31 protein-coding genes are annotated in these 24,134 nt (G+C 33.9%); 17 read left to right on the forward strand and 14 right to left on the reverse strand.

Annotation, left to right across the window (positions count from 1 at the left end; all coding sequences use genetic code 11):
* Positions 1 to 144 precede the first annotated feature (144 nt).
* From PGOND44_RS02745 to PGOND44_RS02755, 3 genes are read right to left on the reverse strand one after another with little or no spacing between them, the layout of a single operon-like run.
* On the reverse strand, positions 145 to 777 hold the full coding sequence (locus PGOND44_RS02745; RefSeq protein ID WP_003436370.1) for a hypothetical protein: 633 nt from the start codon (positions 775 to 777) through the stop codon (positions 145 to 147).
* Positions 774 to 1,193, reverse strand: coding sequence for a hypothetical protein (locus PGOND44_RS02750; protein ID WP_003436373.1), 420 nt, complete (start codon positions 1,191 to 1,193; stop codon positions 774 to 776). The genes PGOND44_RS02745 and PGOND44_RS02750 overlap by 4 nt, the downstream gene beginning before the upstream one ends.
* Positions 1,194 to 1,221: 28 nt before the next feature.
* Positions 1,222 to 2,055: a universal stress protein gene (locus PGOND44_RS02755; protein WP_003436376.1), complete on the reverse strand. Its 834-nt coding sequence runs from the start codon at positions 2,053 to 2,055 to the stop codon at positions 1,222 to 1,224.
* 286 nt (positions 2,056 to 2,341) lie between these two features.
* Here PGOND44_RS02755 and PGOND44_RS02760 point away from each other — a divergent pair, with 286 nt between their 5' ends.
* Entirely contained in the window at positions 2,342 to 2,797 is a 456-nt protein-coding gene (locus PGOND44_RS02760; RefSeq protein WP_003436378.1) for a methyltransferase family protein, read from the forward strand.
* Between the two features lie 49 nt (positions 2,798 to 2,846).
* A complete protein-coding gene (locus tag PGOND44_RS02765; protein WP_003436379.1) occupies positions 2,847 to 3,716 on the forward strand; it encodes a sterol desaturase family protein in 870 nt (289 codons plus the stop codon).
* A 6-nt stretch (positions 3,717 to 3,722) separates the two neighbouring features.
* Here PGOND44_RS02765 and PGOND44_RS02770 read toward each other — a convergent pair whose 3' ends face one another.
* The 9 genes from PGOND44_RS02770 to PGOND44_RS02810 all read right to left on the reverse strand — a co-directional run bounded on the left by PGOND44_RS02770 (position 3,723) and on the right by PGOND44_RS02810 (position 13,266).
* Entirely contained in the window at positions 3,723 to 3,947 is a 225-nt protein-coding gene (locus PGOND44_RS02770; RefSeq protein WP_003436380.1) for a DUF6095 family protein, read from the reverse strand.
* Positions 3,931 to 4,752 (reverse strand): N-acetylmuramic acid 6-phosphate etherase, encoded by an 822-nt coding sequence (gene murQ / locus PGOND44_RS02775; RefSeq protein WP_003436381.1) that lies wholly within the window; start codon positions 4,750 to 4,752, stop codon positions 3,931 to 3,933. Before murQ ends, PGOND44_RS02770 begins: the two co-directional genes overlap by 17 nt.
* On the reverse strand, positions 4,749 to 5,561 hold the full coding sequence (locus PGOND44_RS02780) for a DUF4249 domain-containing protein (protein ID WP_003436382.1): 813 nt from the start codon (positions 5,559 to 5,561) through the stop codon (positions 4,749 to 4,751). Before PGOND44_RS02780 ends, murQ begins: the two co-directional genes overlap by 4 nt.
* Before the next feature lie 2 nt (positions 5,562 to 5,563).
* Positions 5,564 to 7,843: a TonB-dependent receptor gene (locus PGOND44_RS02785; protein ID WP_003436383.1), complete on the reverse strand. Its 2,280-nt coding sequence runs from the start codon at positions 7,841 to 7,843 to the stop codon at positions 5,564 to 5,566.
* Positions 7,844 to 8,011: 168 nt separating this feature from the next.
* A complete protein-coding gene (locus tag PGOND44_RS02790; RefSeq protein WP_003436384.1) occupies positions 8,012 to 8,653 on the reverse strand; it encodes an O-methyltransferase in 642 nt (213 codons plus the stop codon).
* Positions 8,653 to 9,738 (reverse strand): amidohydrolase family protein, encoded by a 1,086-nt coding sequence (locus PGOND44_RS02795; RefSeq protein WP_003436385.1) that lies wholly within the window; start codon positions 9,736 to 9,738, stop codon positions 8,653 to 8,655. Before PGOND44_RS02795 ends, PGOND44_RS02790 begins: the two co-directional genes overlap by 1 nt.
* 179 nt (positions 9,739 to 9,917) lie before the next feature.
* Positions 9,918 to 11,309: an FAD-dependent oxidoreductase gene (locus PGOND44_RS02800; protein ID WP_003436390.1), complete on the reverse strand. Its 1,392-nt coding sequence runs from the start codon at positions 11,307 to 11,309 to the stop codon at positions 9,918 to 9,920.
* Positions 11,302 to 12,570 carry a kynureninase gene (gene kynU, locus PGOND44_RS02805; protein ID WP_003436411.1) on the reverse strand — a complete coding sequence of 423 codons (1,269 nt, stop codon included), beginning with the start codon at positions 12,568 to 12,570 and terminating at the stop codon, positions 11,302 to 11,304. The genes PGOND44_RS02800 and kynU overlap by 8 nt, the downstream gene beginning before the upstream one ends.
* A 3-nt stretch (positions 12,571 to 12,573) precedes the next feature.
* Positions 12,574 to 13,266 (reverse strand): hypothetical protein, encoded by a 693-nt coding sequence (locus tag PGOND44_RS02810; protein WP_003436414.1) that lies wholly within the window; start codon positions 13,264 to 13,266, stop codon positions 12,574 to 12,576.
* 147 nt (positions 13,267 to 13,413) lie between these two features.
* Here PGOND44_RS02810 and PGOND44_RS15185 point away from each other — a divergent pair, with 147 nt between their 5' ends.
* Positions 13,414 to 13,608: a hypothetical protein gene (locus PGOND44_RS15185; protein ID WP_236611957.1), complete on the forward strand. Its 195-nt coding sequence runs from the start codon at positions 13,414 to 13,416 to the stop codon at positions 13,606 to 13,608.
* Between the two features lie 183 nt (positions 13,609 to 13,791).
* Here PGOND44_RS15185 and selD read toward each other — a convergent pair whose 3' ends face one another.
* A complete protein-coding gene (gene selD, locus PGOND44_RS02820; RefSeq protein WP_003436415.1) occupies positions 13,792 to 14,835 on the reverse strand; it encodes a selenide, water dikinase SelD in 1,044 nt (347 codons plus the stop codon).
* Positions 14,836 to 14,839: 4 nt separating this feature from the next.
* Positions 14,840 to 15,862 carry a tRNA 2-selenouridine(34) synthase MnmH gene (mnmH, locus tag PGOND44_RS02825; protein WP_003436416.1) on the reverse strand — a complete coding sequence of 341 codons (1,023 nt, stop codon included), beginning with the start codon at positions 15,860 to 15,862 and terminating at the stop codon, positions 14,840 to 14,842.
* 1,254 nt (positions 15,863 to 17,116) lie between these two features.
* Here mnmH and PGOND44_RS02830 point away from each other — a divergent pair.
* The 14 genes from PGOND44_RS02830 (at position 17,117) to PGOND44_RS02890 (ending at position 24,129) form a co-directional block, all read left to right on the forward strand.
* The gene (locus tag PGOND44_RS02830; RefSeq protein WP_003436417.1) at positions 17,117 to 17,326 is read left to right on the forward strand and encodes a hypothetical protein; all 210 of its coding nucleotides are present in this window, start codon (positions 17,117 to 17,119) and stop codon (positions 17,324 to 17,326) included.
* A gap of 9 nt (positions 17,327 to 17,335) precedes the next feature.
* Complete coding sequence (locus PGOND44_RS02835; protein ID WP_003436418.1) at positions 17,336 to 18,082, forward strand: GLPGLI family protein; 747 nt, start codon at positions 17,336 to 17,338, stop codon at positions 18,080 to 18,082.
* A gap of 38 nt (positions 18,083 to 18,120) precedes the next feature.
* Positions 18,121 to 18,315: a hypothetical protein gene (locus PGOND44_RS02840; RefSeq protein WP_003436419.1), complete on the forward strand. Its 195-nt coding sequence runs from the start codon at positions 18,121 to 18,123 to the stop codon at positions 18,313 to 18,315.
* 4 nt (positions 18,316 to 18,319) lie between these two features.
* Positions 18,320 to 19,030 carry a GLPGLI family protein gene (locus tag PGOND44_RS02845; protein WP_003436420.1) on the forward strand — a complete coding sequence of 237 codons (711 nt, stop codon included), beginning with the start codon at positions 18,320 to 18,322 and terminating at the stop codon, positions 19,028 to 19,030.
* A 193-nt stretch (positions 19,031 to 19,223) separates the two neighbouring features.
* Positions 19,224 to 19,439, forward strand: a complete 216-nt coding sequence (locus PGOND44_RS02850) for a hypothetical protein (RefSeq protein WP_003436421.1) — start codon at positions 19,224 to 19,226, stop codon at positions 19,437 to 19,439.
* Entirely contained in the window at positions 19,439 to 20,179 is a 741-nt protein-coding gene (locus tag PGOND44_RS02855; RefSeq protein ID WP_081606509.1) for a GLPGLI family protein, read from the forward strand. The genes PGOND44_RS02850 and PGOND44_RS02855 overlap by 1 nt, the downstream gene beginning before the upstream one ends.
* Positions 20,180 to 20,199: 20 nt before the next feature.
* The gene (locus PGOND44_RS02860) at positions 20,200 to 20,418 is read left to right on the forward strand and encodes a hypothetical protein (protein WP_003436425.1); all 219 of its coding nucleotides are present in this window, start codon (positions 20,200 to 20,202) and stop codon (positions 20,416 to 20,418) included.
* Between the two features lie 56 nt (positions 20,419 to 20,474).
* Positions 20,475 to 21,197, forward strand: coding sequence for a GLPGLI family protein (locus PGOND44_RS14945; protein ID WP_003436429.1), 723 nt, complete (start codon positions 20,475 to 20,477; stop codon positions 21,195 to 21,197).
* A gap of 71 nt (positions 21,198 to 21,268) precedes the next feature.
* Entirely contained in the window at positions 21,269 to 21,541 is a 273-nt protein-coding gene (locus PGOND44_RS02870) for a carboxypeptidase regulatory-like domain-containing protein (RefSeq protein WP_040555719.1), read from the forward strand.
* A 369-nt stretch (positions 21,542 to 21,910) separates the two neighbouring features.
* Positions 21,911 to 22,120 (forward strand): hypothetical protein, encoded by a 210-nt coding sequence (locus tag PGOND44_RS02875; protein ID WP_003436431.1) that lies wholly within the window; start codon positions 21,911 to 21,913, stop codon positions 22,118 to 22,120.
* Between the two features lie 53 nt (positions 22,121 to 22,173).
* A complete protein-coding gene (locus tag PGOND44_RS02880) occupies positions 22,174 to 22,866 on the forward strand; it encodes a GLPGLI family protein (protein ID WP_003436441.1) in 693 nt (230 codons plus the stop codon).
* A 22-nt stretch (positions 22,867 to 22,888) separates the two neighbouring features.
* A complete protein-coding gene (locus PGOND44_RS02885) occupies positions 22,889 to 23,224 on the forward strand; it encodes a hypothetical protein (protein WP_003436444.1) in 336 nt (111 codons plus the stop codon).
* Complete coding sequence (locus PGOND44_RS16055) at positions 23,148 to 23,351, forward strand: GLPGLI family protein (RefSeq protein ID WP_407636060.1); 204 nt, start codon at positions 23,148 to 23,150, stop codon at positions 23,349 to 23,351. Before PGOND44_RS02885 ends, PGOND44_RS16055 begins: the two co-directional genes overlap by 77 nt.
* Positions 23,352 to 23,415: 64 nt before the next feature.
* Positions 23,416 to 24,129, forward strand: a complete 714-nt coding sequence (locus tag PGOND44_RS02890; protein WP_003436447.1) for a GLPGLI family protein — start codon at positions 23,416 to 23,418, stop codon at positions 24,127 to 24,129.
* Positions 24,130 to 24,134 lie beyond the last annotated feature (5 nt).

A 24,134-nucleotide genomic window follows, 5' to 3' on the forward strand; every position in this document is an offset into this window, starting at 1 on the left:
AATCATAGTGCAATCCATCAAATAAACTAGCTGTTCATTTTTTTTTAAAATTAATCAAATTAATCAAATCAAAAAAATAAAACTGTGTTGAACAGAAAAAAATGCTATTCTTAAATAAAAAAACACCTTAATCTTGCTGTATTGTTAATTCCCTATGACAATCCCAAGGTTTAAAGTCGAAAAAATATTTTTATTTATAAAATTTTGTTCTGCGGGAGCTGTCTCTATAGTTTCTGAAAGACTGAAGTGAACATTTGCCCCAAAACTAATTCCAATTACTTTTTTATCACTTAAGTAGCAAACCATATTTAGTCCAGTTATAACACCACTAAGGTTATATTTCAAATTACCAGTTTTTAGGGTGCCTCTGTTTTTAATAGTGGAGTCAAAAAGTCCAAATTTCAATTCAGCTGTCAAATTTTTATAAATTGGCTGTTGGTAGTATGCAAAAATCATAAAAGAATGGAATCGACTTGTGGGGAAGTTAGATCCGAAAAATCTTGAATCATCAATCTTAAACTCATGTCGATTATAATTCAAACCAATTCCTATAAACTCTTTAATTCCAAATCTTGCTACCAAATTGAAACCAATATCTTGAGAATAGGCCTGACTTATAAAATTATCATCTAAAGAAGTGAATATTGAACCTTGAAGGCCAACTTGAACAGCTAAAGGATTATCAATTCTACTTTGTGTTAAGCTATCTTTTTCTATAGATTGGCTATAACCAAAAGAGGATAAAAGTATGAAAATAGAAATTGTAAATTTTTTCATTCAGACGGTATGAGTATCAAATCTTCAAAATTGAGGTCTAAAGAACTTGAATCTTCGATAATCAAAATAGGAAAATTTTCATCTAATTCTGTAGATTGAAAATTTAAACCCTGGTCCTGATCAATAAATAGAGCAAGGTTAAGACTTGACCTTGGAAAGAAAAATTTAAATTCTCCTCTTTCATTTGAAACATCAAAGACATCAATACGGTCTATATGACTTAGGTTGAAACCAAAGTTTTGAAGTTCTTGGGAAGAGTTTATATCAGAAGAAACCAATTCAATTTTTATATCTTGAATTGGATTGAGTTCTCGGTCAATAAGAACACCTTTTATGGTGATTACAGTATTATCTTCTACAGCAGTACATCCAAAGATTATTAGGATTAAAATTATAGATAGCATTGTTCTTTTCATAATTTAAAAATAGTACTTTCTAATTTACCTAAATCTTAAGAGTAAGCACAGGAAGTTCAGAATGATTAACTACATCTTCACCTACACTACCATTAAAAAAATGAGAGATACCTTTTCTACCGTGTGTAGGAATAATGATGAGGTCTGCTTTTAAAGATCGTGCACCGTTTAGAACTCCTTGTTCCAGAGAATAATCATTATAAATTTCGACGTTATCTCTCGTTAGAGGAACTTCCATCTTATTCAGAAAGGTTCTCATGTGTTCCTGAATTTCTGTAGTACTATAAAATTGGTTTCCAGGTAAATTCACATATAAGAGTTGCATTTTAGCCTTGAAACTATCAACAAAAGCTTTTGCTGTTTGATAAGCTTTCATATTCTCTAACTCAAAGTTTGAAGCAAAAACAGCATTTTTAATATTGATATCTTTCAATTCGTTTTTAATCACCATCACAGGCACTTCAGAAAAACGAACCACTTTCTCTGTATTGGAACCTATTACAATTTCTTCAAGGCCAGATGCTCCACTAGACCCCATAACAACCATGTCGATGTCATTTTCTCCTACTACTTCTCTTATAATTCTTGAGGTGGATCCTGGTTCTACATGTTCTACAGTTGTAATATCTTCGAGATAATCTTTGTCTAAAAATTCAACAAATTTCTTATTGGCCATTTTCATGAAAAATAGTATCTGCTCATCATTCACGTTAAATTGCTCAGTGCCGAAAAGCGACTCAGCTAACTCGATCACATGAAGAATATGAAGCTCAGCCTTATTTTTTGTCGCCAGCTTAGCAGCAACTTTTAGTGCATTTTCTGAGGGAATTGAAAAATCGATAGGAACTAATATCTTCTTCATAAATTTAGATTTTAACTGGTTATTGAAATTGCTTTCTTGAGTTGTTTGTTTTCAAATTAAAGGATTCACTAATCTTAGTCTAAGCCTTGAAAGCTTCAATTCGATGTCTTTAATAGAAAACTTAAAAGTCAGCTTAAAGTTAATATTTTTTTTCGAAATTTATGAACCTATTGTGAAAACTTGAAGTTTAAGAAAAAGATCTTTTGAAGTAAATCGCATTGTTTATCCTAGGTTTTATAAAGCTTGTTTTGAGTAGAGTACTAACTTTGAAAAAAAAATAAGAATTATGCTTAAGCTGAAAGACGTTGTCTTAGTGATTCTGCAATTTATAGGTCTCATTAGTTTTTTTTTGAATATCACTTGGTTTAAGATAGAGGTCTTGGAGCATTTTATATGGTTTTACACAGGTCTAGTTGGAGTACTTCTCATTATCGTTGCCTTACTTCAACTAAATATAAACTTATCTCCATTTCCTCCCCCAAAAGCCGATTCCAAATTGATAACCAACGGCGCTTTTAAATACATCAGGCATCCTATCTATTCGGGTATACTTCTCTTTATGTTTAGCTTTTCTTTATGGCTTGGGGATGGGTTTAAATTGTGCATCAGTATCCTTACACTTTTTCTGTTTTATTATAAGTCTAGTTACGAAGAATCACTTCTGGAGTCTGCTTTTGAAGCTTATGATGGATATAAAAAAAGGGCAGGTCGGTTTTTACCAAAATTTCAGAGATTACTGTGATAAATGTTACAGAAAGAGAAGGTGCTAAACTTTAATTTTACACTTAATTATGGAAAAGTATAAAGACATATTTCTGAACTCCTTTAGTGGTTATTTTAACTACTTAATTAACGAAATTCAAAACCCTTCCTTGACTAATTATTTTTGGTGGCTAATTGGCCTTTCTCTTTTAGTCTTATCTGTGGAAATCATAATTCCGTGGAGGAAAAATCAGAAAATAATACGAAAAGGCTTTTGGCTAGATCTCTTCTATGTGTTTTTCAATTTCTTCATATTCTCCTTAATTGGTTACAATGCTGTTTCCAATATTGTCGTTGAACTGTTTAATGATGCTTTAGGGATTATAGGCATAGAAAATCTTGTGGCTTTTCAAATACAGAATTTTCCTATCTGGTCTCAATTTCTTATTATGTTCCTGTTGGCCGATTTTATTCAATGGAACATTCACATTCAGTTGCACAAGCAGCCATGGTTATGGAAATTCCATAAGGTGCACCACAGTGTAAAAGAGATGGGCTTTGCCGCACAATTTAGATTTCATTTTATGGAGACTATTATTTATAAAGGAGTGCAGTATATCCCTTTGGCGATGATAGGTTTTGGTATTCAAGAGTTTTTTATAGTCCATATGTTTGGAGTTTTTGTAGGTCATCTTAACCATGCCAATGTAGGTTGGGACTATGGTCCACTGAGGTATGTTTTCAATAATCCAAAGATGCATATCTGGCATCATGCCAAAGCATTACCAGAAGACCATCCTTACGGAATGAATTTTGGCTTATCGCTAAGCGTTTGGGATTATATTTTTGGAACAGCTCACGTTCCTAAAGACGGAAAAAACATTGAACTTGGTTTTGAAAACGATGAAGAGTATCCTCAAGATTTTTGGAATCAACTCAAAAAACCCTTCAAAGAATAAAGTTATTTATTCGTCGAATAGAGCTTTTACGATAGTTCGGATTCCTTTAAAAATACAATATCCTGCTGCAATACTGAGTAAGATTCCTAATATAAGAATAGGCCAATACAGAGGCTTGTCCTGATTGTTAAACGCACTGAAGATCACTGAAGGTCCAATAAAAATTAAGGGTATGGCCCCTGCCATAAACTTTACTCCTTTTGCTAACGTATCTTTATTGGTGTGTTTCATGTTCAATGGCTTTTCTAACACTTCCGTGGTGGTTTAGAAGTTCAATGGCTTTTTGTTCAGGAATTCCTAAAGCTTTGGCAATCAATGAGCTTCCGCGTTGCTTCAATTTATCATTACTCAATTGCATATCGACCATCTTATTGTCTTTTACTCTTCCGAGTTTAACCATGACAGAGGTGGATATCATATTTAAGACTAGCTTTTGTGCTGTCCCCGCTTTCATTCTAGAACTTCCCGTTAAGAACTCAGGACCCACAATTACTTCGATAGGATAGTCGGAGACTTTAGAAATATCTGTAGTGGGGTTACAGACGATACAGCCTGTCACTATATTTTCTGACTGACATCTTTTTAGGCCCCCGACGACGTATGGTGTCGAGCCCGAAGCTGCGATTCCAATAACAACATCTGCCGAGTTAATATTATGGGTTTGCAGGTCTTTCCAAGCGTGTTCGGTATCATCTTCAGCATGTTCAACTGCTTTTCTAATGGCTTGGTCTCCTCCAGCTATAATCCCGTTGACCATATCTGGTGAAACCCCAAATGTAGGTGGGCATTCACTAGCATCCAGTATGCCTAAACGTCCACTAGTGCCTGCTCCTATATAGAAAAGTCTGCCGCCTATTTTCAAGTGTTCTACAATAATATCTACCAACTTTTTAATCGATGGTATTTGCTTCTCAACCGCTAAGGCTACGCTTTGGTCTTCAGTATTGATAGATTTCAAAAGCTCTGAAGTCGACATCTTTTCTAGGTGTCTGTAGTTTGAATCTTGTTCAGTTATTTTTGAAAATGTCTTGCTCATTCTTCAATGGTGTATAGGACTTCATCGACTTCCGATAAACTAAAGTAACCAAAAATTAATTCATCCTCATCTGCAGAATTGCTAATATTACCTCTAACGGTAGCAGGCTCAGTTTCGAATGGGCCACCTGCACTTCCAGCTTGAGCTAATAAAATGTTTAAAAAATTGTAATAAGCCTCAGAAACTCCATGGTTTTCTATAGCGATTTCCATTCCAGGCTCAAGACCTTCATCTGAATATAATCCAAAAATAGAATTTCCATCATTGAACTCATCATCGTAAATTTCAAATTCTGGGAAGGCCGCGAAAGGAACAAAAAACTTAAAGAGGTAGTAGTTTTCTATTTCTGCTGGATCTGTGTAAAACGCTTTCAGCTCAATATCTTCACCACCGAATCCTCCTTCATTGTTTTGTTGTATAGAGTCGATTGGGACAACGGGTTTTAAGGTTTCTGCAGCTGTATAGAACTGGTTATCGACTTCTATGGATAAGGTATAATCCATATCGATTTCTGGCGCAAAATTTTGAGTGACATATTCACCTGGATTTTGTTCTTCAAAATTAAAGGCAATGCCATTAGCATCAATTACTATTATATTAGCATTGCTAACAGTGACAGGTTCTTGTTCAAAAAAACCTCTTGTTCGGCTAAGCCTTATCGTTTGTTCTTCTCCTGTTGTTCCTTTCTTCCACTGCAAAGCAGCATCCACCACTAGTCTTGGTTGAGCTTCTACTAGATTCACTTCCACAACATCTTCACAAGAGATAAGGACAAGGGCTAGGGCTAGAAATGTTAGTATGTTTTTCATGCTCAAAATTTAAAATTATAACTCACCGAGGGTACTATCCCAAAAATAGAAAATCTTACGGCTTCATTTTGACCGGTGGTTGTGTTTTGCTCAAAATTTAATGAAGCGGCATTTCTCCTATTATACACATTATAAATACCGAAATTCCAGGAGGAAGACCAGTTCTTGTTTTGCCGCTCTGGGGTGTAAGTGGCAGAGATATCCAATCTGTGAAAACTAGGTAACCTGTTTAAATTTCTACCTTCAAAAACGGGAATGTTGAGATCTTGAAATTCAAATTGTCCCACTGGGAAATTCACAGGTCGACCTGTTTGAAGCACAAAATTGGCATTTAATTGCCACTTTGGGTTAAGTTCATAACTACTGGTTAATGAAATATCATGTGTTTTATCGAATCCATTTAGGTACCAATTGCCGTTATTAATACCGATTTCATTGGGGGTTCTTCCTGGAGTTCTTTGCTCGCTTCTGGATAAAGTGTAGGATAACCAGCCTGTAAGTCTACCCGTATTTTTCTTCAGATAAAATTCCAATCCATAGGCTCTTGATTCACCATTCAAAATTGAGCGCTCTATAGCATCATTGGCAATTAAATTGGCACCATCTATATAGTCAATTCTGTTGGCAATGCTTTTATAGAATACTTCAGTTTCTAACGTAAAAGGGAAGTTTTCAAAATCTTTGAAAAATCCTAAAGCATATTGATCTAGTTTTTGGGGCTTCACGTAAGTCCCGCTAGGAGTCCACACATCAAATGGAGTGGGAGAGGACGTGTTGGAAAGCAGATGTAAATTCTGAACCATACGGTTATAGCTCGCTTTTATGGAGGTGTAATCGTCTAGAGCGAAAGAAATTCCCAGTCGAGGCTCAAAATTGATAAAACTTTCACTGATGGATGAGGTATTCCCTTCTCGCGTATCTATGGGTTGAGCTTCCACATAAATATCTCGAATATCGTCATATAGCAACGGATTATCGTTGGCATACACATCTATGGACTCATCTTCCATTCTTAAAAACGCACTAACTCTCAACCCATATTGGATATTTATATTATCGGTTAAAGATTGATTAACAGAAATAAAGGCCGCATTGTCGAAGGCAAATTTATTATCTAAAGCTCTAGAGTTGATACCAGAGTCTGCGCTGGTTGGCACAATTTCTCCTGGATCGATGGTGTATTGAATGCTGCTCAATCCATAAGTTAGACTCATTTCAGAATTGATCTCGTGATTGATTTGATAGCTTAAATCGAAATTGGAAATGCTATTTCGAAAATTAAATCCCACCAAAGCCAAATCCAATTCATAATTATATTGACTAAAAGAGAAATTTAATTTTGAATTGATCTTATCATTAAATTCATGTTTCCAGTCTAATATTCCAAACGCATTCCCGTAAATGTTGGTAAAACTATCGTTGATATTGACATAATCCTTTCCGTAATACCCTGAAAAGCTCAGCGAATTTTTTTCATCAATATTGAAATTCAATTTGGTGTTTAAATCGTAGAAATAGGCAGAGTTTTGGTTATCTGCTAATTTCAGAAATAAATGTGCGTAAGTACCTCGACCACTAATTAGAAATGAGCTTTTATCTTTTTGAATAGGGCCTTCCAAAGTCAATTTACTAGAAATAACACCAATACCACCTTCACCTTTTAAAGACTGGCTGTTTCCTGTTTTTTGTTGAATATCCAGTACAGAAGAAACTCTTCCTCCATAATTGGAGGGAATGCCACCTTTGTAAAGTTTTAGATTCTTAATAGCATCTGGGTTAAAAATGGAGAAAAAACCAAATAAATGCGAGGAGTTATAAATAAGAGCATCATCAATAAGAATTAAGTTTTGATCTGTAGCTCCACCTCTTACATTAAAGCCTGAAGCCCCTTCACCAGCATTAGATACTCCAGGCAATAAGAGTAGAGATTGAATGACGTCTACTTCTCCAAAAACCACCGGTATTTTTTTAATACTAGACGCATCCAGCTTACTTACACTCATTTCGGGATCCCTTATATTAATTCCTTCAATATTATCTGTAATTAAAATTTCGTCAAGGTCTTCAGTTTTATAAAGAAGGGTGAAATCTATAATTTTGTCGCTGTACAATGATAATTCCATTTCGATATCTCGGAAGCCCACGTAAGAGACTTTCAGTATATAGGTTCCTTCAGCAAGTTGTAGTGAGTAGTTTCCATTTTGGTCGGAGACTGTTCCTTTATTTGGATCAATGATCTGAATAGTTGCTCCAAAAACCGGCAAACCAGCATCATCTGTCACTTTACCAGATAACTTGTATCCTTGGCTAAATAAGACTTGGGAGATGAAAAGTGTAAAAAACAGTATGGAAGATTTGATAGCTTTATTTTTGCATCAAATATATTTAACCTATTGGTTTTAAACTCATATTAACTTTTAAATAAAACCAAAAATTTTTATCTTAAAGTATCAGCGTTTCCTAGATAGAGTAAGCCCATCTCTAATGGGAAGTAAAACGGTTTCTATTCTAGGATCGTCCCTTAAAAGTGTATTGTAGGCCAATAAGGCTTTGGTATCCTCATCTTTTGGGTGTAGGGTTTCAACAATCTTACCACTCCAAAGCACATTATCGGATAGGAGTAAGCCTCCTGGTTTTAACTTATCAATAATCAGTTCAAAATACTTAGGATAGGACTTTTTATCGGCATCCATAAAGACTAAATCAAATTGGATGTCGATCTCTGGTATAATTCTTCTTGCATCTCCAGTATATTGTATTATTTGAGGGCCAAAACCACTCAAATCGAAGTATTTCCTCTGCAAGTCGTATACTTCTTCATTGCGATCTATGGTATGGAGTTTCCCTTCTTTTGAAAGGCCTTCTGCTAGGCTTAGAGCAGAGTAACCTGTGTAGGTGCCGATTTCTAATATTGAGGTTGGCTGAACTAATTTCGAAATTAAACTCAATAAACGCCCTTGGAAATGTCCACTCAACATTCTAGGTTGTAAGACCTTCTGCCAAGTTTCTTTGGTTAACTGCTGAAGTAATTCAGGTTCCATTTCCGTATGGGATTCTGCATACGCCTGAAGCTTTGAAGAGATAAAATCCATTAACTTATTATTTTTTTGACTAGCTTTTCTTTTTCAGCTTCATCTTCCCCAAATAACCATTGCAAGACATTATCCGACCAGATTTCATTTTTTTCAGATTCAGTGATAATCTTTTCGTGTAAGGCCAGATCCAAGATTTTTCCAGGATAAGAAGATTGAGGTTCGCTTTCCATCTCTCCCAAAGGATATGGATCGTCCAAGCCTGCTATAATTTGAGAACTGTTTTGATTCTCCAACAATAACTTTAAAGATCTGGTATCATGAACCAGCGTGTCAAAAAAGATATTTTTATGCCCTACCGATTTCCTAGGGTGGACTTTGCCTTCAAACAAATCTGGTCGACCATCAAAGCCTTGGATTCGTCTCCCTAGATTGATTTGTGCCAATTGTCCACCATGAGCAAAACAGACCCGCATGTTGGGGTATTTGTCGGGATATCCATTAAGGGTTAGAAAATGATAGGCATCTGCACATTGCGCCAACATCCAGATAAGATGAAAACGCCAAGAGGTATTTTCCAGCTTAATGAATTTTTCACCATCATAAGGATGGATTTCAACAGCTAGATTATATTTACTCGCCAGTTCAAAAATAGGTTCGTTTTCTTCATCAAAAATACATCGCCAAGTCCCAATAGTGTCCATGTAGTGGGTGGGAAGGCAGAGCAATTTCAAACCTAGTTCTTCAACACAGCGTTCTATTTCCCACAAAGCTCCATTTACAAAGCCGGGGTGAACCACAAAGCCGCAGGTGAATTTATTGGGATGATTATGTTGAACTTTAGCATTAAAATCATTTTGAAAGCGCAAGGCTTTCTTCATTTCCTCTACACGTAAGCCATTGCCATAAAGTTGAGACAAATTTAAAACCACCGCATGGTCTATCTTGTAACGCTCCATCCATTCCAGTTTTTCATTCAAGAAAAAGCTAGAATCGGTGACGGGGCGTTTCCACCCTTTCTGAAGCATGAATTTTTTATCCTCATCTATCCAAAAGATTTCTTTTTCCCTCATAAAATCAGGGATTTCTTCAGGATAGGGAAGTAGGTGAGAATGTCCGTTTATTCTAAGATTTCTTTTCGTCATCACTTTTGGTTTACACAAACTGAGCTAAAATCTTCAAAAAAAGAAATGCCCAGTCTTTGGCTAGAACTACCGCAATTTAATCATAAATTAAAGTTTTTGACTCTTAGAAAGCTTACTAAAATCTAGGTTTATTTTCACTTCCTAGGAATAGTTCAATCTCAGTCTTAGTAAAAAAGAAATTAGACTTCAAATAGGAGTTCCCCTTCCAAAACCTGCTGACTTACTTTTTGAATCATTGTAAGCTGGTCTCTTAAACTTTGATTCCCATTCAATTTATGGTGTTTTAGGAGTCCCAAAATGGCTTTATCTTGAGCTCGGCCTTTGTCCATAGCTTCTTTGTAGGAGACTTCTTCACTAAAAGTGACTAGAGAATATTTAGAAAAATACTCCTTAGGAAATTCTTTTTCTAGAGCCAATTCAAGCTTGCGTTTTTCTAAAAATAAATCTTGAGCCGTGTGGGATTTCATTTCATGAAAATTATCCAAAGCCAAGTCAGCAATGGCATCTGCATCTGGTTTTCTTGAGTCGCTAAACGCCTTAAATGCTGCTTTCAGATCGAAATTGGTTTCTGCTAAAATATCATCAAATTCCACAACATCTTCAAACGAGGCATTCATTCCCTGACCGTAAAACGGAACAATCGCATGAGAGGCATCTCCCATAAGGAGTGCTTTCCCATAGGTCCACGGATTACACCTCACTGTCCCTAAAGGCGCCGTAGGATTCTCAAAAAATTCAGTCCCCAAATTAGGCATCAAAGCGAGGGCATCTGGGTAGTCGGTTTTGAAGTAGTCTTCAACGCTTTCTGCGGTAGTTAAGGAATTAAAATTATGCAGGCCACCTTCATAAGCCAAGAACAAGGTTACCGTGAAGCTATTGTCTTGGTTTGGTAAGGCAATGAGCATATTTTCTCCCCTTGGCCAAATGTGCAAGGCTCCTTTTTCTGCAGCATACTCCCCTTCAGCACTGGGAGGAAACGTCAATTCTTTATAGCCGTGCGTCAAGAAATTTTGAGAATGGCTAAATAAGAAACCGCGTTCTTTTTCCATTTGCTGCCTCACGACAGAGCCAGCGCCATCAGTACCAAAAATGACATCTGCTTTTATGGTATATTCTGAATTTGAATCTGCTGTCTTAAAATTCGCGTGGGCTTGCTTCAAGTCTACGTGAACACAGGAGTGATTGAATTTAAGATCGACATTTTTGAAGGTATCCAACTCATCCAATAGAATTTTATTAAGACCGCTTCTAGAAATGGAGTTGATGTACTCTCCATCTCTTCCGCTGTATTTAGAAAGTTGAGTATGGCCTTCTTTATCGTGTAGCATTCGACCTAACATAGGAATGCAAAGCGCTTCAATTTTTTTCTCTAAGCCTACCCGTTTTATGCCTTTTAGGCCTCTATTGGAAAGGGCTAAGTTGATAGAGCGACCTGCAGATAAATTGACAGTCCTCATATCCTCTCGTTTTTCCACTAAAGTTACATGGTAGCCACGTTGAGCAAGGCGAAGAGCTAGCAGCGATCCGCAAAGTCCAGCTCCAATAATAAGTACAGATTCAGTTTTAAGCATTTAAGCAGTGTTTTAAAATTTCCACAAAGGTGAATACATCGGTATAAGAATTATAGAGCGGAGCAGGAGCGATCCGGATCACATCCGGTTCTCTCCAGTCTGCCACCACACCTTTGTCCATCAACTGATGGAATAGTGATTTATTAGCATTTTTGACTTGTATAGATAATTGGCAACCTCTTTCTTCTGGGGATCTTGGAGTTAAAATTGAAATCTCTTCCATATCTAAATCATCGATAAGAAATTCCAGAAAACCAGTTAAGAGCACAGATTTTTTCCTAATGTTATCAAAGCCTGCTTTATCAAAAAGATCCAAAGAGGATCGAGTCCCTGCTAAAGATAGAATTGGCGGATTGCTCAATTGCCATCCGTCTGCGGTTGGAATAGGATCGAAGTCTACTCGCATATTGAATCGTGAATCTTTGTTATGTCCCCACCATCCTACAAAGCGATTGATATGTTCATCAGCGATATGTTTTTCATGTATAAAACAACCGCCTAAACTTCCAGGCCCAGAGTTGAGGTATTTATAGGTACACCACACGGCAAAGTCGGCCCCAATATCGTGCAAATTGGGTTGGATATTTCCAGCTCCGTGCGCCAGATCAAAACCAACGGTGATGTCCTTTGTTTTCGATACCTCTGTAATTCGTTTTAAATCATAAGCTTGACCAGAATAATAATTGGTACTGCCTATCATCACCAAAGCAATCTCATCGCCGTGTTCCTCGATAATTTGTTCAAAATCTTCTGTTCTGCAGAGATGCTCACCAGGTCTAGGTTTCCACAATAGTAAACCCTCTTTAGGGTCTATATTGTGAAATTTCAATTGAGATTCTACAGCATATTTGTCAGACGGAAAGGCATCGCTCTCAATAAGGATTTTAAATTTTTTGGGAGTAGGTTTATAAAAAGAAACCATCATGAGGTGTAAGTTTACCGTGAGGGTATTCATAATGACCACTTCTTGAGGTTGGGCGCCTACTATTTTAGCCATTGAGTCTGCGAGGTCTTCATTGGAGGTCATCCACGGATGTGTTGCATGGCTATGACCTTCTACGCCTAAGTCTGCCCAGTCCTGTAATTCTTGTTGAATAAAGGCAGAGGTTTGTTTAGGTTGGAGTCCTAGAGAATTCCCACACAAATAAACTTTCGGAGAGCCATCTTTTGCCTTAGGAAAAAGAAACTCAGATCGATAGGCTTTTAGCGGATCAGCCTCGTCTAGCTGTTCTGCAAACGATTTGGTGTTTTGGTATTTCATATCCTAATTTACACTGATGTTTGTAAAATACAATCTAAAACTGCCGTCTTTATTTTTATGATTTTTGGCCAATTTTAGACCCTTAAAGTCTTCATAATCTTCCCAAGTGGTCACCAATCTTGGTTTTTCACTCCCGCTTGGAGTATAAGACCACTCTTGAATTCTCATGGTGTCATCCAGATAGATTTTATAGGTATCTCCTGGCGTATAACCTGCTGTTTTTGCATACATGACCGTAACTTCCATTAGTTTTTCTTTAGAAATAGGGGCTTCTACATTTTCTTGAGTTTCGTAATCAAAATTTTCATCCCAAACCAACTGAAATGGAAATAAGAGCCAATACTTATCATTGATAAAAGCTTGATCGATGGACTTTAATTCTTCGGTCATTTCACTTCTTTTATAGGTAACCGTGGTATCTTTGGTCATCATACTCACTTGGTCAGTTTTTGGGTTCCATTCCCAAGACCGCTCAGAGTGATTTTCCCCTGCATCTACGTTAAATGTATATTTAAAAGTCTCTACATTGGACCAGTTACTATAGCCATTGGCATTGGCGATTTCTTCGAGCAAACTAGGCTCTTCCATGGCAGTTTCGTTAGTTTCTGGTGAAGACTCGCTTTCTTCTTTTTTGTCTTTTTGAGTCTGGCAGCTCCATAGGACCACCGATAGTAAAATAAGTGTAAAGGTTTTCATGAGGTTGTTTTTTGTAAAGTTAAACTTTTCAATGAGCCTCTACAAATTATGTCTTTTGGAAGTCTTATTTATTAACGTTTGTAGGATGTAATGAGGTAAAATTTTCTTTAGGACTCTTTCCCTAACTACACTTATATCGATAAAACCGTGAATCTCGATGGTTTCATCACCGATAGTCTTGAAAATCCGCTGACCAATACCAAGGTGATCGCTACGCCATTTGAAAAAGCTAATGCACAAATCGAATTTAGTATAAGCAGTTCCAAAGGAGAATATAGGCTGAAGCTGGAAAGCCATCCATCTCACCTTTTTCTAAATTTTTATAAAACACAAAATGAGTAGAACAACACCTATTTTTAGTTTAGGGTCTGTTTTGAAGTAAAGTACCTGACTTACACGAGGTTATTTTGTTTGGCAGTAAGGCGGAAAACCCAGACATAGCCATGACGTGTATTTTCAACTTAGCTGACGAGCAAAAGAACAAGTAGAAATAGGCAGGTTAATTCATCACAGACTTTCAATTCACTATTCTTTGTCATTTATATAAATTGGCGATTCCGATTTTTCTATTAGTTCTCCTATTGGTTCAGCAAAAAGACCCCTGCTTTTTAGAATGGATTCAACTTTTTGAGCAGCCTCTTTTTTGATAGCAATTAATAATCCTCCACTCGTTTGTGGGTCACATAAGATATATCGTTGCTTTTCATCTTCAATGTTAAGCTTTTGACCGTAACTTTCCCAATTTCTCAACGTTCCACCGGGGATACACTTTTTGTCTAGATAGCCATGAATCTCCTCGAAAATAGGCACTTTGTCATAATTAACAATAGCAGACACATTGCTAGCTTCACACACTTCAAGTAAATGACCCATAAGTCCAAACCCAGTGACATCGGTTAAAGCTGTTACCTCGTTAATCTCTGAAAGATTCATTCCAACATCATTTAAAACCATCATCGAGTTAGCAGCAATATCTTTGTGTTCTTCCTCTAGAACACCCTTCTTTTGTGCGGTAGCCAAAATACCAATACCTAAAGGTTTGGTTAGATAAAGAATGCTTCCTGCCTCTGCTTTATCATTGCGTTTTAAATTGGAGATGGCAACCGACCCTGTAACTGCAAGCCCAAAAACAGGTTCTGGATTATCAATGCTATGTCCACCTGCAAGCAGTATTCCTGCATCCGAGCAGGCTTTTCTACCACCCTCCATTACCTGAGCAGCCACCTCAGGGGCTATTTTATCAATGGGCCACCCTAGAATTGCAATCGCCATTAATGGCTTGCCTCCCATAGCATACACATCGCTGATAGCATTAGTAGCCGCTATTCTTCCAAAAGTGAAAGGGTCGTCTACTATGGGCATGAAAAAATCTGTGGTACTAATGATACCAATTCCACTTCCCATATCGTATACCGCAGCATCATCTCTTGTATCGTTACCCACTAAAAGACGTGAGTCTTCTACCTGAGCAGAACTAGACGCTAATATGGTTGTTAATACCTTGGGTGATATTTTACAGCCACAGCCTGCACCATGGCTAAAACTTGTTAATTTTATAAGTTCCTTCATTTATTTAATTTGTTAAGTTCATTAAAAAATTTGCTGTTTCTTCAGGATTCACTGTAGGAATCTCAAATTTTAGAATTGTAGATTTATGACGCTTTTGTAATCCTACTAAGTAAGCTTTGTCGTAATAAAAAAGTGTAATCTCTACAACCTTATAATATTCTTTGCTTTCAAGTGCCTCTAAGGCGAATTTGGCTTTATCATATCCAAGCCTTTTAGTTATTTTACTAATGGCATCCGCTAATTTGTCATGACTTAGACTGGCATAAGTATCTACAAGGTGTTTTGTTCTTTCCTGAAAAGGAACATCTAAAAAATAGACAGGCATAGTTCTCATTTTAAGATAAAATGCATCAGGAATTATCACTTTTCCTATGGACTTACTTTCATCTTCAACCCATATTGGTAGCTTAGGATTTAAACCTTGTACTATTGAAAACAGATTATTTTGAAATTGCTCCGTTGTTGGTTGAGGTGGAAGATCTATACCTCCAAAAGCAGAACCTCTATGGTTGGCCAATCCTTCTAAATCAATAATCTGTTGTCCTTTTTGTTCTAAAGAGTGTAGGATTTCAGTTTTACCAGAACCGGTATATCCACTTAAAATTTTAAGGTTTAATGGGTGTTCAAAAAATTGAAGCACGTAATTTCTAAAAGCCTTGTATCCTTTTTCAATAACATATACCTTTTCAAAATTATTATCGATAAGATGATCGGCAAAAGCATTACTTCTCATTCCTCCACGCCAACAATGTACCACAACTTCCTTTTCAGGGGCGATCTCAATAGACCTACTTATAAAATCATTTAGTTTGGGTTTTACAAATTCATACCCAATTTCAAAGGCCCTTTCTTTTGACTCCTTTTTATAGGCCGTGCCAACTACGGCGCGTTCTTCGTCCGTAAATAATTCAAGATTATTAGCATTGGGAATATGTCCTTTCGCAAATTCTCCAGGTGATCTGACATCAATAATTGGTACATGCTTTAGATTGTGAAAGTAAAAGTCTACGGTAATAATTTGTTTCATCTTAACATCTATATAAAGTATTAAAAGTAGACTTACAATATAGCATTGGATGCTATATTTCAATGAGTATACCCAATAGTTTTTTAATTAGCAGAATAGTCTTAGCAGCAGAATTAATATGATTTTTAATGTGATAAAAGTACAGCTAATCCATTAATTATTTAAATCACTTTACATTAATCTCTATAAATGCTATATAACAATTGTATACTGATTATTCACGAACTATACTTCTAGTACTGGGTATGTTGTATACATCTTTGGTATAGAATCTCTCTAGTTGTAATTTTCTAAGGAAATATAAACGACCCTTTAGCTTGGATAAGAAATGATCTTTCGTTGAACTTTCTGGATTTAAAGAGCGATATTATAGTAATGAACTTTTTTTAAAAAAAGCACTATAGTATATATATAAACACGATTGTATTGATATTAAACTGTACACATAAACTTTAATTAATGGAGCGGTATCAAACTTATCCCTACTGTTAAGGAGTTATCCAAAAAAAAAGCTTTTCTGTAAAACTGAAACGTTAAGGATTTGGAGAATCCCAGTCGATGGGGCTGTATTTCAACAAATGTTGGAAATTAAAGAGTCTAATTCGGAGTTGGTCTTTTTGTTTTATTTTTATATACAACAGATATACCTGCTCAATCCATTCAACTCGAAGGCTTTATCACCGATAGCCTTGAAAACCCATTAGCCAATACCAACGTGATCGCTACGCCATTACTAGAAGCTAATGGCCAGATTAAATTTAGCATAAGCAGTTCCAAAGGAGAATATAGGTTGAGGCTGGAAAGCAATCAGCCCTATCTTATAGAAGTGAAGCCACAGTGTAGTAAAAAAAAAGAAATTCATTGAACATTTCAATTAAGTTCATTATAATTGCTTTTTACGAAATATTGAATAAAAATTCATAAATAGTGCGATTCATTACGGTTTTATGGTAATTGATTTACGGTTAATCCGTAAATATAGCTATAAATTAAAATTTTAACAATTATATTTGTGTAGAACCGTTTTTGTTTCTTTAATTAGAGCAAATTAAAGAAAATGGAGGTGTTCTTTTAGATTTTAAAAAAGGAAACGCTTTTAGGGATGAAAAGCGCTTTGTAGATTTAAGACATGAAAATGCATATCTCGCATGCGAAGCAATGATACGGATTTTTCATGAAGATGTGTACAACCTTTGAGCTGAGAGTCGATTTATGACAATCGAATTTTTACAACATTTATTAAAAACAAATATCATGAAAAAAGTATTTATATTATTCGTTCTCTTCTTTTTATCAACATTTTCAGTGCCAGCTGGTAACCATGTCAAAGAAGGTTTTCAAGACACTTGCTTTTCTGTTGCTAGAGAATGGGTAATTTCTCAAGAAGGGGGAATCAATTTAGACAATGTAGGTCATCTATTAGAGCTTACTGAATATTTACAAACTACAGGAATCTGTGATTAAATTTTGAGTATGAAATTATTACATTTAAAAATATACTTGGTTTTTATCTTTTTAGGTTGCCAATTCCTTTATTCACAAGAGTCTTATCGTGTAGTTTACAAAATAACAGAGCCAAAAATGCAAGGTAACATGGAATCACTTGGAGAGGATGGTAAACAATTTTTTAAAAAAGCTTTTGAGTATGCTAAAGATTTAAAATATGTGCTAACCACAACCCAAGAAGAGTCTTTTTTTAAACTCGAAGATGTCCTCGAAAAAGGTGATGAAACTCCTCTAGAGGATATTTTGCTCAAGACGGCCAAACGATTTACTTCTTTTAAGAATAGGGTGTATATCGATATTAATAAAAATAAAATTGTTTTCGAAAAAAATTTGATTAATAAAAACTTTATAGTTCAAAGAAAACAATATATATTTAATTGGAAAATCAAAAATGCTACAAAGAAGATATTAGGATACAATGCTAAGCTAGCAACTGGAGAATATTATGACGAAGTTGTGAACAAAAACAAAGAAGTGACAGCTTGGTTTATACCTTCAATTCCAATTCCAATTGGGCCAGATATATTCATGGGATTACCTGGTTTAATTGCAGAAGTAGAGATTGAAGGTGCCGTAGTAACCATGATAGAAATAAACTCATCTAAAACTTTAGAAATTCAAAAAGTAGATACTTCAGAGGCAATTTCACAGAAAGATTTTAATGAATTAATTGGTGGCTTGAATAAAAAACTTAATGATATTATCGATAATTAAATAAATTTAAGCAATTTTCAATTATCGCTTTAGGAGCGATGACCTTAAGTTTAAGTAGTTTTAATACATCTGACAACATTGAAATAAGAGATTGTGCAGCTCAAGCATGGGAAGCTGGATCAGAAGCTGAAAATATGGGTGCACCACCAAGTGATGTTTACGCTCTAACAGATTTTGTTTATACAGCCTGTGAATCGGGTACCGACTATATGTTTTTACTCATGAACTTTTAATTTTATGAGATTTACTTTATTTATTTTAATTTCATTTCAATGCTTTTCACAGAAAGGCATTGAGGTGATTTACAAATACGAGTCTAATTTTAAAAAAGAAATTCCTGAACAAATTCTTTATGGTAAATTTTTAAAAGCTGCGAAGAAAATTCTTCCGAATTATGATTTTAAGCTATTAGCAGATATGAATGAATCTATCTATTATTTAAAAAAAGAATTAGATAATGATGCATACCCACAAGAATTTAAAGAAATGATTCTTAGAACAGCAAATTCTAATGGTATTTTTTATTCGGATGTATCTAATAATAAGTTTATTGAACAAAAGAATGCGTTTGGTAAACTTTATAAAATAATAAGTGATTTTGAAACTTTTGACTGGAAAATAATTAACGAATACAAGAAAATTTCAGGTTTTAAGTGTAAAAAAGCAACTTTAAATTATAATGTTGGGAACAAAAAAAATAATAATCAAAATAGAGAAATTGCAGCCTGGTTTACTCCTGAAATCAACTATCCGTTTGGGCCTATTGGCTTTAGAGGTTTACCAGGTTTAATCTTGGAACTGAATGTAAATTGGGATTATTCTTATAAATTCGAAATGTCTAAGATAGAATTTGTATATAATTTAGAAATTAATGCGCCAGTGGAAGGTGAAACTATTAAACTTCAAGATTATGAAAAATTAAATAGAAGCGCAGTATTTCAAAAATGAAAGTGTTCTTTTAGATTTTAAAAAAGGAAGCGCCTTTCGGGATGAAAAGCGCTCCACAGATTTAAGACATGAAAATTCATATCTCGCATGCAAAGCAATAATACGGATTTTTCATGATGATGTGTGCTGCTTTTATGCTGAGAGTCGAAATATAACAATCGAATTTTTACAACATTTATTAAAAACAAATATCATGAAAAAAGTATTTTCAATTATCGCTTTAAGTGCGATGACCTTAAGTTTAAGTAGTTTTACAAATCAAGATTTATTAATATTTGAAGCTCCAACTTGTTTTGAAGGTGCAAGAGCATTAGTAATAATGACAGATGGTCAAATAAATCTTAGTAATCATAGAAGGGTATTAGCATATACTCGTGCATGTGAGGCAGGAGAACTAACCTTCAACTAATGTTTTATAAAGTAAAAACAATATTTACTTTTTGTGTGTTTTACGTGTGTTTGTGCTTTTGTGCAAATGCACAAAATACACATAAAGTAACTTATAAAATTCAGCCCATTAATATTATGGAGCCTTTGGAGGGACAGAGAAAGAGTTATCAAGATATAATGAGAAAGAGCATTGAATATGCTGAGAATTTAGAGTACATTCTTTTATTTAATCAGAAAAAATCACACTTTTCTCAAAAAAAGGTTTTACAATTTGATAATTCTTATATGAAAGATGTACACGAATCTACCGTAAAATCTTTTACAAATTTTTACGATGAAATTTTTTTACTTATTGAGGAAGACAGTTTAATATTTAAACGCAATTTTTTCAATATTAATTATCAGGTTAAAAGAGATAATTACGATTTTGATTGGGAAATTGAGAACGATACTAAAACAATTTTAAATTTAAAAGCTTATATGGCAAATGGCAAATATCATGATCTAATCACTGATAAAAGTATTGATATTGAGGCATGGTTTATTCCTTCAATTCCTATTAAAACTGGACCAGATATATTTTCAGGATTACCAGGTTTAATTGTTGAAGTTCATTTGCCTAAAGTAATAATAAAAGCTATTAAAATTGATGAGGTAACAAACGACAGTATAAAATTACCTGATCAAGAGGTACTAATGAATTATTCTGAGTATAAAAGTTTAATTATGAGATTAAATAAAAAAGTAAAAGAATTCTAGTGCTATTAAAAACAAATATCATGAAAAAGTTTTTTTCAATTATCGCTTTAGGACCGATGACCTTAAGTATTAGTGGTTTTAGTAGCGCTAAAATTAGCTCACAATCAGATCGTTGTATGAATTTGCAACATGATGCATTCGCCTTTCATTATATGAATAATGGTGGTGATATAGATGGTGCATGGACTGAAAGCATTCAAGTTTACGAGAGATGTGAAAGAATGCGAGGGAATTACTAATTAACAATCCAATGATTCCGATTTTTAAATTGGAATCATTGTTTAAATCTAGATACATGTTTAAAATTAATTTAATTTTTTTCTACTTTTTTTTGTTTATAAGTAATATTTTTTTTTCACAAAATGATAGTGGAGAAATTTTATATGGGCAAAGCCTAGAAAAAATGTACGGCGATACAACTTCAATTGAAAACTCAGATCTTAAAAAAATATTAATTGAGCGATTTAAAGAAAAGCAAAATGCTTTATCACCAGATAAAAGTTTTTACAGTTTAAAGTTTAAAGACAATAAATCTATTTTTGAAAGGTTTAATTTGATGAATAATGATGGGAGCAGTAAAATTACTAAGGAATTAGCAAAAGGAACTTATTTTATTAATGTAACTGATAAGTCTATTTATCATGAGGGAAATTTTTTGGGTAATAATCTAATTATATATCACCAAAAACCATCCTATGACGAATGGCAAATTAAGAATGAGCGAAAAATGATTCGTGGATATAATTGCATAAAAGCAGAAACTATAAGACGAAATGAAATAGGAGTAGAGTCAAAAGTTACAGCTTGGTTTTCAACCGATATCAATTTGAATTTTGGTCCAAAAAATTACTTTGGTCTACCTGGTTTAATTATAGAGTTACATGAATTTGGTAACATATATTATGTAAGAAAAATAAATTTCAAAAATGTAAAACTTGAAGAAGTTGACCCAGAAGATAAAAGAATAATTTCGTATGAAGAATATAAAAATAAAGCAAATGCTAGCATTAAATTTTAAATATTTTTTTTCTTAAATCTGGGTTCAAATCATCCATTCAAAACTAATTTATTCGACACTTACTCATTTTTATGCCAAAACTTTTTCCTTCATTACTCATCTTTATACTATTCATAGGTGTAACATCTGCCCAATCCATCCAAATCGATGGTTTTATTACCGATAGTCTTCAAAATCCGCTAGTCAATACCAACGTGATCGCTACGCCATTACTAGAAGCTAATGCACAGATTAAATTTAGCATAAGCAGTTCCAAAGGAGAATATAGGCTTAAGCTGGAAAGCAATCTGCCCTATCTTATAAAAGTGAGGTACTTAAGGATGCGAAAAAAAGAAATCCAGTGAACATTTCAATTAAGTTCATTATTATTGCCTTTTATGGAATTATGAATAAAACTTCATAAATAGTGTGATTCGTTACGGTTAAACCGTAAATGTTGCCATAAATTAAAATTTTAGCAACTGTATTTGTGTAGAACCGTTTTTTTTTTTTAGGTTTATAGCAAATAATAAAAACTATGAAAGTGTTCTTCTAGTTTGTAAAAAAAAAGGAAACGCTTTTAGGGATCAAAAGCGATTTGTAGATTTAAGACAGGAAAATTCATATCTCGCATGCAAAGCAATAATACGGATTTTTCATGATGATGTGAACAGCTTTTATGCTGAGAGTCGATTTTTGACAATCGAAATTTTACAACATTAAAATATATTATCATGAAAAAAGTATTTTCAATTATCGCCTTAAGTGCGATGACTTTAAGTTTAAGTAGTTTTACGAATTCCGATGAGCAAATTGAAGTTGATCTAAAAATGGATTGCATGAATTTACAGCACGATGTTTATGCTGCTTATTTATCAAATGGATCTACATTAGACGAAGCTTTTGATGCTGCTATTGCTGCTTTTGATGGTTGTGTAAGCTAATTTAAATTAACTGAAAGGGTCTTATTTGAGACCCTTTCTTTAAACTTTATGAAATGATAAAATACTTAGTATTACTATTTCCCCTTTTTGCTTTTTCTCAGTCCGGGGAAATTACTTATGGAGAATTTATAGGGGATACTGTTATAAATTTGGAATCTATAAAAAAAGATAGGGTTCGGCAAGTAATCCAAAAACAAATTAATGATAAAAGAAAAGCTTTAGAAAAAGATTTTGATGTTTACACTATGAAGTTCAATAATGAAAAATCTTTTTTCCACCCCATATCAAGAATGGAATCAGACGCAAATAAGGCTTATCAAAATGCTATTACAAAAGGAAGTTTCTATAGAAATATAAACGAAAACTTTGTTTTTAGAAAGTTGAATTTTTCTGGTAAAATTTTAAGAATAAAACTCCCGACAAATCAATTTGATTGGAAAATCATTAATAAATTTCAAACTATAAATGGTTTGAATTGCCAAAAAGCAACCGCTATTTTTGATAATGGAGTTGGAGGAACATCTATTGTAAAGGTTTGGTTTACTGAGGATGTTCCAATTAATATCGGTCCTAAAAATTATATAGGGTTACCAGGACTAATAGTTAAAGTCAAACATCTTGGTAGAATAACTTATTTAAAAAGTCTAAAATTTAAACAAAATGTTAAAATTAATTTTCCCGTTCAAGGAGAAAAAATGACTTTAGATGAATACAATAATAAATTAACAGAATTCATGTCATATTAGATCTGATAGTCAAAATAATATTATGCTTTTAAAATTCATTCTTTTATCATTTTTATGTTTAAATGCATCCTTTGGTCAGCAAAGCTTTGTTTACAAAGTTTCAGCAGATATAGATCATGATAATATTTATGAAACTTCGGTTTCATCAAGCTTAAATGCAACGAATTTAAATCAACCAACAGATTGTGATCATTACGCAATGGAACAAGCTGCTGCTGAGTATGAAGCTGGCCTATTTGATGATGAATGGGATTCATTAGATTCCTATTTATATCATTTGGATATTTGCGAAAGATTTACCTTTCAATTTTGGACCAAAAGAGTTTGTTGGTCTTCCTGGACTTATTTTAGAAATTGAGGAACGTGGAATAAAATTTTATGCAACAAAAGTGAATTTAAGTAACAAAAATTATAACATTAAATTACCTGAAGTTAATAAAAGTATATCTAAAAAGGAGTTTTTAAGTCAATCGCCTTATCGATAACTTTTTTTTAAGTGAATCATTATAAAACTAATAGTTTAGTTATATTTGTTCTCAATTCAATATTATGTTTTATAAATATTTTCTTCTATCACTTCTGGTTTTTAATCTTTCTATTGCTCAGCAAACTTACATTTATAAACCTTCTGCTAATATTGATTACAAATCAATCAAAATTGGTGATGTAAGAGAATTGATGAAAAATGTTGAAAACGAACTTAAAAAATCTGAATTTAAACTTATCGTAAATGGTAGCGAATCTTTTTTTGATAAATCAGAGAATCTTGTAAATGAATCAAAGAATATACAAGTTGTAAGTATTGCTAAAGCAATGAGTTATGCAAATGACAACTGGTTTTACGATTCTGAAAAATCTTATTTACAATTGGATACTAAGTTTATGAATAAAGCTTTCTCTGTAAAATTTGATGAATTACCTAATTGGGAAATTAAAAATGAAAAGAAAACTATAGGTGGTTACGAAGTTATAAAAGCTGTAACTACACGAAAATTTATTGGGTCTAAGGGTGTAAAAGAAAAGGAAATTGAAGCTTGGTTTTGTCCAGATATTTCTATTTCACATGGGCCAATGGTTGCTGTTGGTTTACCTGGTCTGGTTATACAACTAAGACTTCAAAATACAATTTATACTTTAGAACAAATTAAAGATGAAACTATAAAAATCGAAGAGCCTAAGTCTGATGAAGCCCTTTCTTCCGAACAGTTTTATTTAGTTATCGATCGTAAAGTTGGTAACTTTAGAGAATCTATTAATAATTAATTTAA

It is taken from the genome of Psychroflexus gondwanensis ACAM 44 (assembly GCF_000355905.1).
Classification (GTDB): Bacteria; Bacteroidota; Bacteroidia; order Flavobacteriales; family Flavobacteriaceae; genus Psychroflexus; species Psychroflexus gondwanensis.

Bases quoted from the DNA above. Each gene is read 5' to 3' on its own strand.
- murQ (WP_003436381.1), bottom strand. From the start codon at position 4,752: ATGAGCAAGACATTTTCAAAAATAACTGAACAAGATTCAAACTACAGA.
- PGOND44_RS02810 (WP_003436414.1), bottom strand. From the start codon at position 13,266: ATGAAAACCTTTACACTTATTTTACTATCGGTGGTCCTATGGAGCTGC.
- PGOND44_RS02875 (WP_003436431.1), top strand. From the start codon at position 21,911: ATGAAAAAAGTATTTTCAATTATCGCCTTAAGTGCGATGACTTTAAGT.
- mnmH (WP_003436416.1), bottom strand. From the start codon at position 15,862: ATGAAACAAATTATTACCGTAGACTTTTACTTTCACAATCTAAAGCAT.
- PGOND44_RS02830 (WP_003436417.1), top strand. From the start codon at position 17,117: ATGAAAAAAGTATTTATATTATTCGTTCTCTTCTTTTTATCAACATTT.
- PGOND44_RS02750 (WP_003436373.1), bottom strand. From the start codon at position 1,193: ATGAAAAGAACAATGCTATCTATAATTTTAATCCTAATAATCTTTGGA.
- kynU (WP_003436411.1), bottom strand. From the start codon at position 12,570: ATGAAATACCAAAACACCAAATCGTTTGCAGAACAGCTAGACGAGGCT.
- PGOND44_RS02835 (WP_003436418.1), top strand. From the start codon at position 17,336: ATGAAATTATTACATTTAAAAATATACTTGGTTTTTATCTTTTTAGGT.
- PGOND44_RS02790 (WP_003436384.1), bottom strand. From the start codon at position 8,653: ATGGATTTTATCTCTTCAAAGCTTCAGGCGTATGCAGAATCCCATACG.
- selD (WP_003436415.1), bottom strand. From the start codon at position 14,835: ATGAAGGAACTTATAAAATTAACAAGTTTTAGCCATGGTGCAGGCTGT.
- PGOND44_RS02855 (WP_081606509.1), top strand. From the start codon at position 19,439: ATGTTTTATAAAGTAAAAACAATATTTACTTTTTGTGTGTTTTACGTG.
- PGOND44_RS02765 (WP_003436379.1), top strand. From the start codon at position 2,847: ATGGAAAAGTATAAAGACATATTTCTGAACTCCTTTAGTGGTTATTTT.
- PGOND44_RS02755 (WP_003436376.1), bottom strand. From the start codon at position 2,055: ATGAAGAAGATATTAGTTCCTATCGATTTTTCAATTCCCTCAGAAAAT.
- PGOND44_RS02860 (WP_003436425.1), top strand. From the start codon at position 20,200: ATGAAAAAGTTTTTTTCAATTATCGCTTTAGGACCGATGACCTTAAGT.
- PGOND44_RS02840 (WP_003436419.1), top strand. From the start codon at position 18,121: ATGACCTTAAGTTTAAGTAGTTTTAATACATCTGACAACATTGAAATA.
- PGOND44_RS02870 (WP_040555719.1), top strand. From the start codon at position 21,269: ATGCCAAAACTTTTTCCTTCATTACTCATCTTTATACTATTCATAGGT.
- PGOND44_RS02760 (WP_003436378.1), top strand. From the start codon at position 2,342: ATGCTTAAGCTGAAAGACGTTGTCTTAGTGATTCTGCAATTTATAGGT.
- PGOND44_RS02780 (WP_003436382.1), bottom strand. From the start codon at position 5,561: ATGAAAAACATACTAACATTTCTAGCCCTAGCCCTTGTCCTTATCTCT.
- PGOND44_RS14945 (WP_003436429.1), top strand. From the start codon at position 20,475: ATGTTTAAAATTAATTTAATTTTTTTCTACTTTTTTTTGTTTATAAGT.
- PGOND44_RS02745 (WP_003436370.1), bottom strand. From the start codon at position 777: ATGAAAAAATTTACAATTTCTATTTTCATACTTTTATCCTCTTTTGGT.
- PGOND44_RS02770 (WP_003436380.1), bottom strand. From the start codon at position 3,947: ATGAAACACACCAATAAAGATACGTTAGCAAAAGGAGTAAAGTTTATG.
- PGOND44_RS02880 (WP_003436441.1), top strand. From the start codon at position 22,174: ATGATAAAATACTTAGTATTACTATTTCCCCTTTTTGCTTTTTCTCAG.
- PGOND44_RS02795 (WP_003436385.1), bottom strand. From the start codon at position 9,738: ATGACGAAAAGAAATCTTAGAATAAACGGACATTCTCACCTACTTCCC.
- PGOND44_RS02800 (WP_003436390.1), bottom strand. From the start codon at position 11,309: ATGCTTAAAACTGAATCTGTACTTATTATTGGAGCTGGACTTTGCGGA.
- PGOND44_RS02845 (WP_003436420.1), top strand. From the start codon at position 18,320: ATGAGATTTACTTTATTTATTTTAATTTCATTTCAATGCTTTTCACAG.
- PGOND44_RS02890 (WP_003436447.1), top strand. From the start codon at position 23,416: ATGTTTTATAAATATTTTCTTCTATCACTTCTGGTTTTTAATCTTTCT.
- PGOND44_RS02885 (WP_003436444.1), top strand. From the start codon at position 22,889: ATGCTTTTAAAATTCATTCTTTTATCATTTTTATGTTTAAATGCATCC.
- PGOND44_RS02850 (WP_003436421.1), top strand. From the start codon at position 19,224: ATGAAAAAAGTATTTTCAATTATCGCTTTAAGTGCGATGACCTTAAGT.